The organism is Nocardia sp. NPDC052566, from assembly GCF_044547285.1.
GTDB lineage: Bacteria > Actinomycetota > Actinomycetes > Mycobacteriales > Mycobacteriaceae > Nocardia.
The window spans coordinates 394,126-409,074 of the sequence record NZ_JBIUAF010000001.1; the positions used below are offsets into that span (position 1 = coordinate 394,126).

General features: G+C 69.2%; 16 protein-coding genes. 8 read left to right on the forward strand and 8 right to left on the reverse strand.

The genetic code is table 11. The annotated features are described in order from the left end of the window. Nucleotides 1-2 precede the first annotated feature (2 nt). The 3 genes from ACIG5A_RS01780 to ACIG5A_RS01790 all read left to right on the forward strand — a co-directional run bounded on the left by ACIG5A_RS01780 (nt 3) and on the right by ACIG5A_RS01790 (nt 3,970). Nucleotides 3-2,702: a DEAD/DEAH box helicase gene (locus tag ACIG5A_RS01780; RefSeq protein WP_397236592.1), complete on the forward strand. Its 2,700-nt coding sequence runs from the start codon at nt 3-5 to the stop codon at nt 2,700-2,702. 121 nt (nt 2,703-2,823) lie between these two features. Beyond that, entirely contained in the window at nt 2,824-3,528 is a 705-nt protein-coding gene (locus ACIG5A_RS01785; protein ID WP_397236594.1) for a DUF4333 domain-containing protein, read from the forward strand. A 151-nt stretch (nt 3,529-3,679) separates the two neighbouring features. Next, on the forward strand, nt 3,680-3,970 hold the full coding sequence (locus tag ACIG5A_RS01790) for a DUF1330 domain-containing protein (protein ID WP_397236596.1): 291 nt from the start codon (nt 3,680-3,682) through the stop codon (nt 3,968-3,970). A 67-nt stretch (nt 3,971-4,037) separates the two neighbouring features. Here ACIG5A_RS01790 and ACIG5A_RS01795 read toward each other — a convergent pair whose 3' ends face one another. Further along, the gene (locus ACIG5A_RS01795; protein ID WP_397236598.1) at nt 4,038-5,006 is read right to left on the reverse strand and encodes a 5'-3' exonuclease H3TH domain-containing protein; all 969 of its coding nucleotides are present in this window, start codon (nt 5,004-5,006) and stop codon (nt 4,038-4,040) included. 129 nt (nt 5,007-5,135) lie between these two features. On the opposite strand from ACIG5A_RS01795, the gene ACIG5A_RS01800 reads away from it, so the two are divergent. Next, nucleotides 5,136-6,263, forward strand: coding sequence for a M24 family metallopeptidase (locus tag ACIG5A_RS01800; protein WP_397236600.1), 1,128 nt, complete (start codon nt 5,136-5,138; stop codon nt 6,261-6,263). A gap of 124 nt (nt 6,264-6,387) precedes the next feature. Here ACIG5A_RS01800 and ACIG5A_RS01805 read toward each other — a convergent pair whose 3' ends face one another. Further along, a complete protein-coding gene (locus ACIG5A_RS01805) occupies nt 6,388-6,786 on the reverse strand; it encodes a PPOX class F420-dependent oxidoreductase (protein WP_397236602.1) in 399 nt (132 codons plus the stop codon). A gap of 108 nt (nt 6,787-6,894) precedes the next feature. Here ACIG5A_RS01805 and ACIG5A_RS01810 point away from each other — a divergent pair, with 108 nt between their 5' ends. The 4 genes from ACIG5A_RS01810 to ACIG5A_RS01825 all read left to right on the forward strand — a co-directional run bounded on the left by ACIG5A_RS01810 (nt 6,895) and on the right by ACIG5A_RS01825 (nt 10,333). Continuing rightward, nucleotides 6,895-7,650 (forward strand): SDR family NAD(P)-dependent oxidoreductase, encoded by a 756-nt coding sequence (locus ACIG5A_RS01810; RefSeq protein WP_397236604.1) that lies wholly within the window; start codon nt 6,895-6,897, stop codon nt 7,648-7,650. Then, nucleotides 7,647-8,909 carry a precorrin-6y C5,15-methyltransferase (decarboxylating) subunit CbiE gene (cbiE, locus tag ACIG5A_RS01815; RefSeq protein ID WP_397236606.1) on the forward strand — a complete coding sequence of 421 codons (1,263 nt, stop codon included), beginning with the start codon at nt 7,647-7,649 and terminating at the stop codon, nt 8,907-8,909. The genes ACIG5A_RS01810 and cbiE overlap by 4 nt, the downstream gene beginning before the upstream one ends. A 111-nt stretch (nt 8,910-9,020) precedes the next feature. After that, complete coding sequence (locus ACIG5A_RS01820; RefSeq protein WP_397236608.1) at nt 9,021-9,602, forward strand: hypothetical protein; 582 nt, start codon at nt 9,021-9,023, stop codon at nt 9,600-9,602. An 11-nt stretch (nt 9,603-9,613) separates the two neighbouring features. Beyond that, a complete protein-coding gene (locus ACIG5A_RS01825; RefSeq protein WP_397236610.1) occupies nt 9,614-10,333 on the forward strand; it encodes a cobalt-precorrin-6A reductase in 720 nt (239 codons plus the stop codon). Here ACIG5A_RS01825 and ACIG5A_RS01830 read toward each other — a convergent pair. From ACIG5A_RS01830 to ACIG5A_RS01855, 6 genes are all read right to left on the reverse strand, one after another. Further along, nucleotides 10,330-10,638, reverse strand: a complete 309-nt coding sequence (locus tag ACIG5A_RS01830) for a hypothetical protein (RefSeq protein ID WP_397236612.1) — start codon at nt 10,636-10,638, stop codon at nt 10,330-10,332. The two genes, ACIG5A_RS01825 and ACIG5A_RS01830, sit on opposite strands and share 4 nt — an antisense overlap. A gap of 179 nt (nt 10,639-10,817) precedes the next feature. Then, complete coding sequence (locus ACIG5A_RS01835; protein ID WP_397236614.1) at nt 10,818-11,363, reverse strand: PadR family transcriptional regulator; 546 nt, start codon at nt 11,361-11,363, stop codon at nt 10,818-10,820. Between the two features lie 61 nt (nt 11,364-11,424). Then, nucleotides 11,425-11,715, reverse strand: coding sequence for a hypothetical protein (locus tag ACIG5A_RS01840; RefSeq protein WP_397236616.1), 291 nt, complete (start codon nt 11,713-11,715; stop codon nt 11,425-11,427). 55 nt (nt 11,716-11,770) lie between these two features. Next, on the reverse strand, nt 11,771-13,666 hold the full coding sequence (cobJ, locus tag ACIG5A_RS01845; protein ID WP_397236618.1) for a precorrin-3B C(17)-methyltransferase: 1,896 nt from the start codon (nt 13,664-13,666) through the stop codon (nt 11,771-11,773). After that, nucleotides 13,663-14,298, reverse strand: a complete 636-nt coding sequence (locus ACIG5A_RS01850; protein WP_397236620.1) for a precorrin-8X methylmutase — start codon at nt 14,296-14,298, stop codon at nt 13,663-13,665. Before ACIG5A_RS01850 ends, cobJ begins: the two co-directional genes overlap by 4 nt. A gap of 76 nt (nt 14,299-14,374) precedes the next feature. Further along, on the reverse strand, nt 14,375-14,812 hold the full coding sequence (locus ACIG5A_RS01855) for an Lrp/AsnC family transcriptional regulator (protein ID WP_397236622.1): 438 nt from the start codon (nt 14,810-14,812) through the stop codon (nt 14,375-14,377). Nucleotides 14,813-14,949 lie beyond the last annotated feature (137 nt).

Genomic DNA, 14,949 nt, shown 5'->3' on the forward strand with positions numbered 1-14,949 from the left:
CGGTGACGTATCACCGGTCGGAGACGGGCGAGCTGGCAAACTTTTCGGCCGAGCTGAAGTTCAGCCTCGATCCCTTCCAGCGCAACGCCTGTGCGGCGCTGGAAGAGGGGCACAGCGTGCTGGTCTGCGCGCCGACCGGCGCGGGTAAGACCGTTGTCGGCGAGTTCGCGGTGCACCTCGCGCTGGCCGCGGGCGGCAAATGCTTCTACACCACGCCGATCAAGGCGCTGTCGAACCAGAAGTTCGCCGATCTCACCGAGCGGTACGGGCGCGACAGTGTCGGGCTACTCACCGGCGACCAGTCGATCAACCCGGACGCGCCCGTGGTCGTGATGACCACCGAGGTGCTGCGCAACATGCTGTACGCGTCCTCGGACGCGCTGCGCGGGCTGTCCTATGTGGTGATGGACGAGGTGCACTACCTGGCCGACCGGTTCCGTGGCGCGGTGTGGGAGGAAGTGATCCTGCATCTGCCGCCGGATGTCCGGCTGGTCAGCCTGTCCGCGACGGTCAGCAACGCCGAGGAGTTCGGCGCGTGGATGGAGACCGTGCGCGGCGATACCGCGGTGGTGGTCGACGAGACCCGCCCGGTGCCGCTGTGGCAGCACGTGATGGTCGGGCGGCGGATGTTCGACCTGTTCGACAGCAAGTCCAGCGATCAGAAGGTGCTGGTCGACGAGGATCTGGTGCGCTTCATCCGGCAGCGCGAGGCCGCCGACCGGATGAACGGCTGGGGCGCGCCGCGCAACGGCCGCGGCGGTGGCCGCAACTTCCGTCCGCTGCCGCGGCCCGAGGTGCTCGCCAAACTCGACGACGAGGGGCTGCTGCCCGCCATCACCTTCATCTTCAGCCGGGCGGGCTGCGACGGCGCGCTGGCCCAGTGCCTGCGGTCGCGACTGGACCTCAGCCGGGAGGATGAGGTCGAGCAGATCGACGCGATCATCGAGAAGCACACGGGCGATCTGCCCAAGGGCGATCTCGAGGTGCTCGGCTACTGGGAGTGGCGCGAGGCGCTGCACCGCGGCCTCGCCGCCCATCACGCGGGTATGCTGCCCGCCTTCCGGCACACGGTCGAAGAGCTGTTCGTGCGCGGGCTGGTGCGGGCGGTATTCGCCACGGAGACACTGGCTTTGGGCATCAACATGCCCGCGCGGACGGTGGTGCTGGAGCGGCTGGTCAAGTACAACGGCGAGACGCACGCCGAACTCACCCCCGGTGAGTACACCCAGCTCACCGGGCGCGCCGGACGGCGTGGCATCGACGTCGAGGGCCACGCGGTGGTGCTGTGGCAGCCGGAGGTCGACACCAGCGCCGTCGCGGGCCTGGCCTCGACGCGTACCTATCCGCTGCGCAGCTCGTTCCGGCCCGGCTACAACATGTCGATCAACCTGATCGACCGGATGGGCGCCGACGAATCCCGCGAGCTGCTCGAGCGCTCCTTCGCGCAGTTCCAGGCGGATCGCTCGGTGGTCGGCCTGGTGCGCGGCATCGAACGCAACGAGCTGCAGCTGCGCAAACTACGTGGACAGCTCGGCGGCGAGGAAGGTGGCTTCCTCGAATACATTTCGCTGCGCGAGCGGATCAAGCAGCGGGAACGTCAGCTGGAACAGCAGAGCCGCTCCGATCGGCGCGGCGCCGCGGTCGAGGCGCTTGTCGCGCTGCGCCGCGGCGATGTGGTGGCGATTCCGTCCGGGCGCAGGATGGGGCTCGCGGTGATCCTGGAACCCGATGCGACACCGGGCGATCCGCGCCCGCTGGTGCTGACCGAGGACAAATGGGCGGGCCGGGTGTCGGTCGCCGATTTCCCGGTGCCCGCGCAGGCGCTCGGGCATATGCGGCTGCCGCGCCGCGTCGATCACCGCACCGCGCGGATCCGGCGCGACCTGGCCTCCGCCCTGCGCAGCACCGGGATCATGGCGCCGGGTCGGCAACGACGCGGCAAACACTCCACGGCCGCGGAGGACCGCGAACTCCAGACGCTGCGGCGCAGCCTGCGCTCGCATCCGGCCCACACCCGGCCCGATCGCGAGCAGATGGCGCGCGTCGGCGAACGCTACAACCGGCTGCTCCGCGAGACCGAGGCCATGCGCCAGAAGGTTGCCGCCACCACGAATTCGCTGGCCCGCACCTTCGACCGGATCCTCGCACTGCTCGACGAGCGCGGCTTCGTGCACGAGGGCGAGGTGACCGCCGAGGGACGCAGGCTGGCCAGGATCTACGCCGAAAGCGACCTGGTGATCGCCGAATGCCTGCGCCAGGGACTGTGGCGTGGGCTCGGGCCCGCCGAACTGGCGGGCGTCGTCTCCGTACTGGTCTACGAATCCCGGCAGGAGAGCGGCTATCTCGGCGCCAGCGGGCCGACCCCGCCGATCCGGCGCGCCGTCGGCGCTACCGTCGAGGTGTGGAGCGAACTGCGCGGCGACGAGGCGCGGCACAAGCTGCCGCCGACCCGCGAACCCGACCTCGGCTTCGTCACCGGCATCTACAAGTGGGCGCGCGGGGACGGGCTGGCGGATTCGCTGCTCGCCAGCGGTGACCAGGGCTCGCCGCTGTCCGCGGGCGACTTCGTTCGCTGGTGCAGGCAGGTGATCGACCTGCTCGATCAGATCCACGGGACCGCCGACGACACCGAGGTCGCGGCCACCGCGGCCAAGGCGGTCAGGGCCATTCGGCGGGGTGTCGTTGCGGTGGACGCCGCGTAGCGTATTCACTTGTGATTTGATTTCTTTCGCGTACCGACCGTCGTGGAGGAGTCGTGTCGAACGACTAGTCGCACGCGGGGGGCTACCGTATGTGTAACGAATGCGAGTGGAGGCGAGCATCATGAGCGGCCCGTTTGGACCGAGCGATCCCGGGGAAGGACGCAATGACCCCACCCAGCAGTGGGGCGGCCAGCAGGCGCCCGGCCAGCAGCCGCCGGGTCAGGCCGGGCCGACCCAGCACTGGGGTGGACAGCCACAACAGACGCCGTCCTCGGCGCAACCCACCCAGCACTGGGGAGATCAGCAGCAGCCACAGCCGACCCAGCAGCAGTGGGGTCAGCAGCAACCGCCGCAGCAGTGGGGGCAGCAGCCGAGTCAGCCGAGCCAGCCTGCCTGGGGTCAGCAGTCGCAGCCGCAGTGGGGGCAGCAGCCGCAACAGGATTGGCAGCAGCCGCAGCAGCAGTGGGGCCAGCAGCCGCAGTGGGGGCAGCAGCAGCCGGTACCGTCCTCGGGCGGTAAGGGCAAAGGCCTGATCATCGGCCTCGTCATCGGTGGCCTGGTGATCATCGGCGCGGTCGTCGCGCTGGTGGTGCTGCTGACCGCCAAGGACAAGCTGGACAACAGCGCCGTCCAGGACGGCGTGAAGAAGGTGCTGTCGGATTCCTACGGCATCCAGGACGTCAGCGAGGTCTCCTGCCCCTCCGGCCAGGAAGTGACCATCGATCGCACCTTCGACTGCAGCCTCAAGGTCAGCGGCGAACAGAAGAAGGTCACCGTCAAGATCACCAAGGACGACGGCACCTACGAAGTAGGCCGCCCCAACTAACCCTGCCTCCGGCAACCGGGCCGTCCGCGCCACCCGCGGACGCCCGGTGCCTTCGCATGTCCACACATCATGGGCCGTGCCATCCGGTTCAACCGAGCGGTCTGTTGCCGTGCGGTCGTCGAAATACGCTGGACCGCAACAGGAGTCGCACATGCCCGGATACGTCATCGTCGAGGCCGAGGTGCAGGACGAGGAGGTCGGCCTGGCGTACTGGAAGCTGGCCGAGCCGTCGATCCGCCGGTACGGTGGCCGCTATCTCGTCGCGGCGGTGCCTGAGGTGCGAGAGGGGGAGTGGCAGGGGCGGGTCGTCGTGCTCGAGTTCTCGGACCTGGACCAGGCGAGGACCTGGTACGACTCACCCGAGTACCTTGCGGCGCGCGAAGTCCGGCAGAGCGGTGTCAAGATTCGGCTGATCTTCGCTGAGGGGATGGCCGCCGGGTAGTCGAAGGCGCTCCGGATTCAGCCGATCGCCATAGTGCCCGACCTTTCGCACATGCCCCGCGAACGGGTCAGGCGTTGGCGACGGTGGTCAGGGCGGTGATGAGGCGGGTGATCGGGCTTTCGGCGTTGTAGGCGGTGGCCAGTTCGCGGAGGCGGGCCGGGTCGGCGGGGGTGGCGGGGAGGGGATCGGGGCGGGAGAGTTCTACGTCGGCGTCGCGGACTACGCGGACTACCGGGGCCGCGGCCTGCAAGTAGTCGTCGGCGGCGCGGAGTTTGGCGCGGATGTTCTGGGAGAGGTCGGCGGTGGGGTCGTCGAGGGCGGCGACGAGGGCTTCGAGGGAGCCGAAGCGGGAGATCAGGACGGACGCGGATTTCTCGCCGATGCCCGCGACGCCGGGGAGGCCGTCGGAGGCGTCGCCGCGCAGCGTGGCGAGGTCGGCGTAGGCCGGGCCCGCATTGACTACGGGCACACCGTATTTCGCGGCTACCTCGGCCGGGCCGAACAGTTCCGCCTTGGCCAGGCCGCGGCCCGCGTACAGCACGCGCACCGGGGGCTGCGGGTCGTCGCGCACGAGTTGTAGCAGGTCGCGGTCACCGCTGACGACGATCACCGGGTCGGTGCGCTCCCTGGTGGCGAGGGTGCCGAGTACATCGTCGGCCTCGAGGCCCTCCGCGCCGCCGGTCGCGATCCCGGCGGCTTCCAGCACCTCGAGGATCATCTCGACCTGCGGGGTGAGCGCGTCGGGCACCACCTCGGCGCCGGGTGCGGCATCGGCCGCGGTATCGAGCCGGTGCGCCTTGTACGAGGGCACCAGCGCCACCCGGTAGGCCGGGCGCCAATCCAGATCCAGGCACACCACCAGCCTGCTCGGCGCGTGCTTGGTGATCAGCGACGCGACCATATCGGTGAACCCGCGCACTGCGTTCACCGAGCGCCCGTCCGGCGCGGTGATCTTGTCGGGAATCGCGTGAAAGGCACGGAACCACAGGCTCGCTCCATCCAGGAGCAGCAACGGTCCGGCAGCAGCGGTACTCACCCCGGCGAGGCTACCCGCCCGCTACGACAACCCACCTCAACCACTCCCGGCTCGCGGTGTCTGGGGGTGGGGACGGCTGATCTTGGGATCGGGGATGGGGGTGGGGTGGTGGGCGGTAACGTCGGGGGCATGAGTTCGCACACGGGATCAAGGTTCGCGGCGGATGTTTACGGGGATCGGCTGGAGCGGGCGGTGGAGTTGATGCGTGCGGCGCACCTCGATGCGCTGCTGATCACCCCGGGCCCGGATCTGCGGTATCTGATCGGCTCGGCCGCGCAATCCTTCGAGCGGTTGACCTGCCTTGTCATTCCCGCCGACGGTGCGACACCGTCGGTGGTCATTCCGAAGATGGAGCTGGCCGGCCTGGAGGCCTCGGCCGCCGGTGAGCTCGGGCTGACCGTGCTCGACTGGGTCGACGGCGTCGATCCGTATCAGCTGGTGAAGTCCACGCTGCATGTCGGTTCGCGGGTCGCCGTCACCGAGGTGATGCCCGCGCTGCATCTGCTGCCGCTCGCGGAATCGGCCACCGGACTTCCGGTTTCGGCCACGCCGGTGCTGCGCGAACTGCGGATGACCAAGGATGCCGCCGAGGTCGACGCGCTGCGCCGGGCCGGTGCGGCGATCGACCGCGTGCACGCGCGGATGGGCGAGTTCCTGCGTGCCGGGCGCACCGAGGCGGAGGTCGGCGCGGATATCGCGGCCGCCATCGTCGAAGAGGGACATCTCGAGGCCGCGTTCGTCATCGTCGGCAGTGGCCCGCACGGCGCCGACCCGCATCACGGAATGTCCGAGCGGGTCATCGAATCCGGCGATGTGGTGGTCATCGATATCGGCGGACCGGTCGACCCCGGCTACTACTCCGACTCGACCCGCACCTACGCGATCGGCACACCGAAGCCCGCGATCGCGGAGCAGATCGCGGTGCTGGAACGCGCCCAGGCCGCGTCGGTGGCCGCCGTCCGCCCTGGCGTCACCGCCGAATCGGTCGACGCCGCCGGGCGACAATTGTTGGCCGAGGCCGGATTGGGCGATGCGTTCGTGCACCGCACCGGCCACGGTATCGGCCTCTCGGTGCACGAGGACCCCTACATCGTCGAGGGCAACGACCTGGTCCTGAAGGCGGGCATGGCGTTCAGCATCGAGCCGGGCATCTACTTCCGCGGTGACTGGGGCGCCCGCATCGAGGACATCGTGGTGGTCACCGAGGACGGTTGCGAGTCCATGAACAACCGTCCGCATGGCCTGACGGTGCTGTAGCGACTGGACTACAAGATCATCAGGAACTGAGGTAACCGCTCTCTCGGTGTTTGGTTACGGCAGTTCCTGATGATCACTCGACCAGCGCCGCGACGGCGTGTCGGGGTCGGTGTGTCGAGTTGAGTCAGCCGAGGGTGCCGCTGGCGAGGACGCGGCGGACCTCGATGGCGATGACGACGCGGGTCGGGTTCTCGCGGGGGACGCGATAGCGGCCCGCATAGCGGTCCACCGCGTCGGCGACGCTGGCCGGGTCGTCGAGGACGGTGGCCGGACCCTCCAGAGTCAGCCAGCGGATGCCGTCGACCTGGCTGACCGCGGCATAGCCGGAGCGGCGTACGTTGCGCACCTTCACCGATCCGTCGTTGGTGATGATCCGCGCGATTCCGGCTTCCGGATCCCAGGTGAACCCGACGGCGACCACATGCGGTGTGCCATCGGCACGCAGAGTGGTCAGCGTCGCTAGGTGCCGTTCGGTGACGAACTCGAGCGCGGTCTGGGAAAGCTGCACAGTGCTGGTCGGCATCCCACGACCGTAGCCTCGAGCGCTGACGAATGACGCATCCCCACAGTGACTCGAGGGAAGGCTGCGGCCCTGATGAGCTCGCGAGCGCCGAGATGACAGACTTGGCCCATGGGAATGCGAGGGATCGCGGATGGGCCGGTGCTGGTGCTCGGTGGGCGCAGCGAGATCGGGCTCGAGGTGGCGCGGCGGCTGGCGGCCGGGCGGGTGGTGATCCTTGCCGCGCGGCGCAGCGGTTCGCTGACCGAAGAAAGCGCACAGCTCACGGCGGCGGGCGCGATCGCGGTGCACACCGTCGAGTTCGATGCCGACGACACGGCGAGCCATCCCGCGCTGCTCGAGAAGATCGTCGCCGAGCACGGGCGGATCGGGGTGGCGGTGGTCGCGTTCGGTGTGCTCGGCGATCAGGCGCTGGCGGAACGCGATCCGGCGCATGCGATCGCTGTGGCGCACATCGATTACGTGGCGCAGATCAGCGTGCTGACCACACTGGCCAACCTGCTGCGCATCCAGGGCGACGGGCAGATCGTCGTGTTCAGCTCGATCGCGGGCGTGCGAGTCCGCCGCGCCAACTACGTCTACGGCTCGACCAAGGCGGGCCTGGACGGTTTCGCCGGCGGACTCGCGGATGCGTTGCACGGCACCGGCGTTCACCTGCTCCTCGTCCGCTGCGGCTTCGTCATCGGCCGGATGACCGAGGGCATGGACCCGGCCCCCTTCTCCAGCACCCCCGACCAAGTCGCCGACGCCGTCGTCAAGGGCCTGCGCAAGCACACCAGGCTGGTCTGGTTCCCCCGGGTCCTGCGTCCTCTCTCCGTCGTCATGCGGGCCCTCCCACAGCCCATTTGGCGCCGGATGCCCCGGTGACCGAGTCTCGACCCGGCCCGGGGCTGCGGTGGGTGGGGCCGCGGATCGGGGTGGTGGGGATCGGGGCCGATGGGTGGGATGGGCTGAGTAAGGCTGCACGGGAGGCGGTTTCGGGGGCGGAGGTGGTGTTCGGATCGGTGCGGCAGTTGGGGTTGGTGGCCGAGGAGGTGCGGGGACGGCGGGTGGCGTGGCCGTCGCCGCTGGTGCCCGCGCTGCCCGGGTTGTTCGAAACGTATGCGGGGGTGCGGATTTGCGTGCTTGCCAGCGGGGATCCGATGTTCTACGGGATCGGGGTCACGTTGGCGCGGTTGCTCGGACCGGCTGCGCTGCAGGTGTTTCCGCAGCCGTCGTCGGTGTCGCTGGCGTGTGCGCGGCTGGGGTGGGGGTTGGCCGAGACACCCGTGGTGAGCGCGGTGGGGCGGCGGATGGAGACGGTGCTGCCCGAACTCACGGACGGGCGGCGGGTGCTCGTGCTCAGCGCGGATGAGCGGTCACCGGCGCGGTTGGCGGAACTCTTGCGGCACAATGGGTTCGGACCCTCCGAGCTGACCGTGCTGGAGCAGCTGGGTGGCCCGGCCGAACGCCTCGTGACCGGAATCGCCGCCGACTGGGCGGTGCCCGCGGGGGATCCGTTGAATCTCGTCGCGATCGACTGCGTCGCGGATCCGAAGCGCCTGAGAGCAACCCGCACGCCAGGCTTGCCCGACGAATTGTTCGGCGGGGACGGTCAACTCACCAAATCCGAGGTGCGCGCGCTCACCCTCGCCGCGCTCGCTCCCGCGTCCGGTGAGCTGCTGTGGGATGTCGGCGGTGGCTCGGGCAGTATCGCGATCGAATGGTGCCGCACCGATCCCGCCTGCCGGGCGCTCACTTTCGAGCGGCTCGAACGCAGGCGGCGGCAGATCGCCGACAACGCCGCCGCACTGGGTGTCCCGCACATCGTTGTGCGCGGTGAGGTGCGATCCGAACTGGACGGCGCCATCGACCCGGTCTCGGCACCTCCTGACGCCATTTTCGTCGGTGGCGGGCTCACCCAGGCTGGCCTGCTCGAGACATGCTGGTCACATCTGCGACAGGGCGGCAGGCTGGTGGCGAACGCGGTGACCGCCGAATCCGAAGCGCTGCTGGTGCGCTGGGCCGCCGCGCACGGCGGTGAACTGCGGAAGTTCCAGATCTACCGGTCCGAGGCGCTCGGCTCCTTCACCACCTGGCGACCTCAGCTGCCGGTCACCCAGTGGTCGGTGTGCAAAAGAGCGTAGCGGCCGGTACGTCCCGGTGCGATTCGGGGTTATTCCGCGTCGATGTGCCGGGTATGGTCGGTCTCCGAGATCCGATCGTTATCGGAGATTCGAATCCTGATAGGGAGTTTGATGCGCTACAAGAAGTTTGCCGCCACCGCCATCCTGGCCGTCGCCGCGACGGGTATCGCCGCGGGCACGACCTACGCGGAGCCTGCACCCGCGGTACAGAACCAGCCCGCGCCGATCGTGCTCGGTGCGGATCACGGTGTGACCTACGCCGCGCAGTTGATCGACAAGTCGATCGTCACCGCCGTCACCGGCGGCGCGTTCAGCCTCGACACCGACCAGAAGTACGTCACGGTCAAGAACGCCGAGGGTGCCGTCGTCACCTCGATTCCGTTGCAGGCGAAGGTCGGTGACCAGCTCATCCCGATCGCCGCCACCATCGACGCGTCCCAGCAGAAGCTGACGCTTACCCCCGAAGTGCAGCCGACCGCCGATGCCGTGACGGCCACGGCGACCGCCATCTCGTCGCAGGAGTGGTTCTTCAGCGAACTGCAGCGCGCCTCGCTCGGCGCGGTGATCGGCGGCATCATCGGGTTCTTCTTCTTCGGCATCGGCCTGCCGCTCGGCGCGCTGATCGGCCTGCTCATCGCGGGTGGTCCGAACCTGATCAACGCGGGCATCGCCTACTTCAGCGGGCAGCCCTGAAAACCCTGATATTGGGCGGGACCCGGGAAGCCCGGGAACTCGCCGAGATCGCTTCCGGCGAGCGAGGATTCGATATCGTCTCCTCGCTCGCCGGTCGTGTTCGCGACCCCGTGCTGCCCGCGGGCGCGGTGCGCCTCGGCGGTTTCGGCGGTGCCGATGGCCTGCGGGATTGGCTGGCGGCCAACGGCATCGAGGTCGTGATCGATGCCACCCATCCGTTCGCGGGCACCATGAGCGCGCACGCCGCCACGGCCGCGGCGAGTCTCGGGCTGCCGCTGTTGCATGTGCGCAGGCCCGGCTGGTCGGAGCGGCAGGGGGACAACTGGATTCGGGTGCCCGATCTCGCCGGTGCCGCCGCGGCCGAGCTCGGCGAGCGGGTCTTCCTGACCATCGGTCGCCAAGGTGTCGGCGCGTTCGCCGCGTTGACACAGCCGTGGTTCCTGATCCGTTCGATCGACCCGCCGACGGGACCGCTGCCGCCGAACCACGAATTGCTCTTGGCCCGTGGACCTTTCACCGCCCAGGACGAGGGTCGATTGCTGACGCGGCAGCGGATCGATGTGCTCGTCACCAAGGACAGCGGCGGCGAGCTGACCGAGGCCAAACTCGAAGCCGCACGCGCCGTGGGCATTCCGGTCGTGATGATCGATCGCCCCGCGCTTCCGGCGGGCGCGGCGGTCGTGGCCGAGGTGGCCGATGCGTGGCAGTGGTTGCGCCGGCAGGCCGGCTAGAGATTCAAGGTCGCGCGCAGGCGAGCGTCGAGCGCCTCGGCCTCGTCGGCGGACAGCTCACCCGCCTGTTCGGTGAGCCACTCCCGGTAGACGCGATGCATTTCCAGTGCGTCCGCCCAGCCGTGCGTGGTGTACAGGGCGAGCACATGGCCCGGATCGACATCGGCCAGTGGCACCACGTGCAGCCATCGATACTGCGAGGAGATCACCGCCGGATCGGAGACGAGTACCGCCGCGCTGTGCCGTGGCGACGGCGTGCCGTCGGGGAGCGCGGGGGAGTAGTGCCAGATCTCGCCGCGCTTCATGCGATGCGGCGGGGACGTAGCGGCGCCGAGCACCCCGGCATGCGCGAGAGGCGCCGTCTGATGATTCGCTCGCTACGCACGCTCATGTCACATGCATATCAGAGCCCGGCGCGATTCGGTGTTCTTCGCCACGTACCGATCCGGGCACGGCGCCGGTCACCAGCGCGATGTGCGGCGAATCAGCGACCGAGGAGTCCGGGGACCCGATCGAACCAGTCGAGCACCGCGCGTTCGTAGCCGATGCCGAACTCCAGGGTGGCCCGCTGGTGCGGTGTCATCGGCGTGCGGTCCTCGGCGAGATACCGATCGAGCCTGTGCTGGTGCACATCCCGGTTGGCGGCGATGATCTCGTCGAGATGGCCTGGATCCAGATGCTCGCCGAAGGACAGCGTCAGCAGCAGCGGCACCCGGATCGTCTCGCTGCCGGGATCGCGAGAGATCCACTCGCGGAAGGCTTCCCGGCCCGCATCGGTGATCCGGTACGGCGTGCGCTCGCGCGCGCCGGTTTCGCCCTTCTCGACCAGGCCCGCCGTGTCCATGGCGCCGAGTTCCCGATACACCTGGCTCTGGGTGATGGTCCAGAAGTCGCCGATGCGCTCCTGGGCCTCGGACACCAGATCCCAGCCCGACTTCGCGCCCTCGTGCAGAAATCCGAGCAGCGAGGCGGCCGTGGAGTTCAGCGGCTTGCGCCGGGTCGCGGTATTCGTCAACCGAAATGCTCCCATCGCGTCAACGTTCCATAGTGGAATGTTATACGACCGGCCGCTTGGCGCCGCGGACGGTGACCTACTTGTCGCCGATCAATGTGTCCAACCGCTCGAGCACCCGCGCCATCCCCTGTTCGATCACGGCCACCCGGCGGTTCAATTCGCCGACGTCCTGGCGTAGATCGCCGACGGTCTGGCGCAGCACGACGAGGTCGTCGCCGATCGTGCCGGTGCGCTCGTCGATCCGGTCGATGCCGTCGAGCGCCTTCCTGGTCAGGGCCGCGAGTTCGGTGAGGACGTCGCCCTGTTCGTCGAGTGCCTGCTCACTCGCGGTCGCCCTGGCTTCGAGGGCGCTCGCTCGCAAAGTCAACTCCGACAGTGTCGCGGCCAAGATCCCCTCCGATCGTTGCGTGCGTCAGCAGATCCTACGCGCCGGATCGGGCCGCGTCGCCCGCGCCACGGTAGCGGCGGGAGGTGAAGACCCGTACTCCGCCGGGTGTTTCGACGGTCGCGGTGGTGGAGGCGCCGATGATCAGCAGCGTCCGCATGTCGACCTCGGCCGGGTCGAGATCGGCGAGCTGGATCACTCGCACCGACTCGGCAGGCCCGCCCACATCGCGGCCGAGTACCACCGGAGTGTCGGGTTTGCGGTGCTCGAGCAGTAGATCGCGCATGGCGCCGACCTGCCAGGTGCGCTGGGAGGAGGCCGGGTTGTAGATGGCGATCGCCATATCGGCCGCGGCGACGGCCGAAAGCCGTTGCGCGACAACCTCCCACGGCTTAAGCCGATCGGAGAGCGAGATCATCGCGTAGTCGTGGCCGAGCGGCGCGCCGACCCGGCTCGCCACCGCGTTGGCGGCGGTGAGGCCGGGCAGCACCCGCACCTCGACCCCGTACCACTGCGGATCGGCCGATTCCTCCAGCACCGCCGCCGCCATCGCGAACACGCCGGGATCGCCGGAGGACACCACCGCGACCCGAGCGCCTTGCTTCGCCAAATCCAGTGCCATGGCGGCACGTTCGGATTCCACCCGATTGTCACTGGCATGCCTGCGCTGCCCCGGGCGCACCGGCACCCGGTCGATATACGTCGTGTACCCGACGAGATCGGTGGCGTGCTCGAGTGCCTGCCGCACCTCGGGAGTGGTCCATGCCTCAGCCCCTGGCCCGAGACCGACGACGACGACCTCACCCTGTGTGTGGGGGTGCCCACCGTCGGCCCTCGGTGCTTGTAGCCGCGGGGAAGCCGCATCGCGTCGGTCCGGCGGAGTGTGGCCGGGACTGGTGAATTCCTCAGCAGCCGCCGCTGCGCTCTCGGCCGAGAGGCCTACGGCCACGGCCTCGCTGCGGCGAGGCGCGATGCTGGTACGGGAGTGCTCGTCGGCCGCCAGCGGTGGCACGGGTCGCGCGGCGAAAGGGCTCTCGGGTATCCGAGCGTCGTCGGCGGTCGCGAATCCAGCAGCGGCCGAGTGGATTTCGGTCGACAGGTGGTGATCGGCAGTTCGGCGGCCCACCGAGGTGTCGTTGGTCGGTTCGGCCTGTGTGTCGACTGCCGGGCTGCCTGTTGCCGCGCGCGGGAGTTCGGTGGTGGGGGTGGGGCCGGGGACCAGCGTGATGGAGAAGTAGGGGACGTCGGCGTCGGCTACGTCGGCGGCGCGCAGGACGCGCTCGCGGGTGGAGCTCGCGCGTTCGACGTAATAGGCGTCGTCGAGCCGGCCGGAGTCCGAGAGGGCGCGGCGCACACCGGGATAGGTGCGGCCGAGCTTCATGATGGCGGCGGCGTCGGTGTCGCGCAGGCGGCGGGTGAGCTCGTCGACCGGCATGGTGCCCGGCAGGACCGTGAGCACCTGCTCGCCCTCGACGAGCGGGGTGCCGAGCGCCGCCGAGGCCGCGCTCACCGAGGTGATGCCGGGAATGATCTCGGCCTCGAAGCGATCGGCCAGCCGCCGGTGCATATGCATGTAGGAGCTGTAGAACAGGGGATCGCCCGCCGCGAGCAGCGCCACCGAGCGGCCCGCGGCCAGATGGACGGCGAGCCGTTCGGCCGCCTGCTCGTAGAACTCGTCGATGGCGCCCTGATAGCCGCCGGGATGGTCGGTGGTCTCGGTGGTCACCGGATAGACGAGATGCTCCTCGAGCTGTCCTGCGCGCATATACGGCAGCGCGATCGCCCGGGAGATGCTGCGCCCGTGCCGCGCACTGTGGAACGCGATCACATCCGCCGCCGCGATCACCCGCGCGGCCTTCACCGTCACCAACTCCGGATCACCCGGACCGAGTCCGACGCCCCACAACTTGCCCGATTGCGTGCTGTCGCTCATTCCTGTTCGCTCGCAATCGCATTGAGGGCGGAGGCGGTGATGGCGCTGCCGCCCCGCCTGCCGCGCACGGTGAGGTATTCGATGCCGCCGAAGTCGATGAGCGCGTCCTTGGATTCGGCCGCGCCGATGAAGCCGACCGGGATGCCCAGGATGGCGGCCGGGCGTGGGGCGCCCGCGTCGAGCATGTCGAGCAGGTGGAACAGGGCGGTCGGGGCGTTGCCGATGGCGACCACCGCGCCGTCGAGGCGATCGCGCCACAGTTCCAGCGCGGCGGCGGAGCGCGTATTGCCCATGGTGGCAGCCAGTTCCGGCACGCGCGGATCGGCGAGGGCGCACAGCACCTCATTGCCCGCGGGTAGCCGCTTGCGCGTCACGCCGGAGGCGACCATGTTCGCGTCGCACAGGATCGGCGCGCCCGCGCGCAGCGCGGTGCGGGCGGCGGCGACCACGCCCGGCGAAAAGGCAATGTCCGCAGCCAGATCCACCTGGCCGCAGCCGTGGATCATCCGCACCGCCACCTGCGCCACGTCCGGCGGGAATCCGCTCAGGTCGGCTTCGGCGCGGATCATCGCGAACGAGCGCCGATAGATCTCGGCGCCGTCGGTGAGGTAGCTGGCACGCACGTCGGACATGGCGTCCACCCTAAGAGGTGCGGTGCCGACGGGATCGCACCGGTGGCTGTCACCGAGAGAGCGCACCGGCAAGGGGTCAGGTGCGGGGGCGCTCGAGGATGCGCGACATGACGATGGAGCTGCGGGTGCGGCCGACCCGGGTGTTCTCGCGGATGCGTTCTACGGTGGACTCGATTTCGGCCATGTCGGTGGCCATGACGTGGACGAGGGCGTCGGCCTCGCCCGCGATGGTCCAGACGCCGACGACCTGGGGTATCGGTTCCAGGCTGCGCTTGAGCTCGGCCGGTGAGATGTTGTCGCGGTAGTAGACCTCGACGTACGCCTCGGTTTTCCAGCCGAGCGCGGCCGGGTTGACCAGCGCGGTGAACCCGGTGATCTGCCCGCTGGCCACCATCTTGTCGACCCGGCGCTTGACGGCGGGCGCGGACAGCCCGACGGTGCCGCCTATTTCCTGGAACGACGCGCGCGCTTCCCGCAGCAGGTGGGCCAGAATTCGCCTGTCGATGTCGTCCACGCCACAGCACCTCCCCGGTCGCGCAATGATCCGCTGTTTGAGCGAGTATTTGCGCAATGAATTGATGTTTCTGGCGCAATAGTAGGCGAATTACCGTCGTGTTAGCCGAATGATCTTCGCCTACCCGCGGGAGCCCC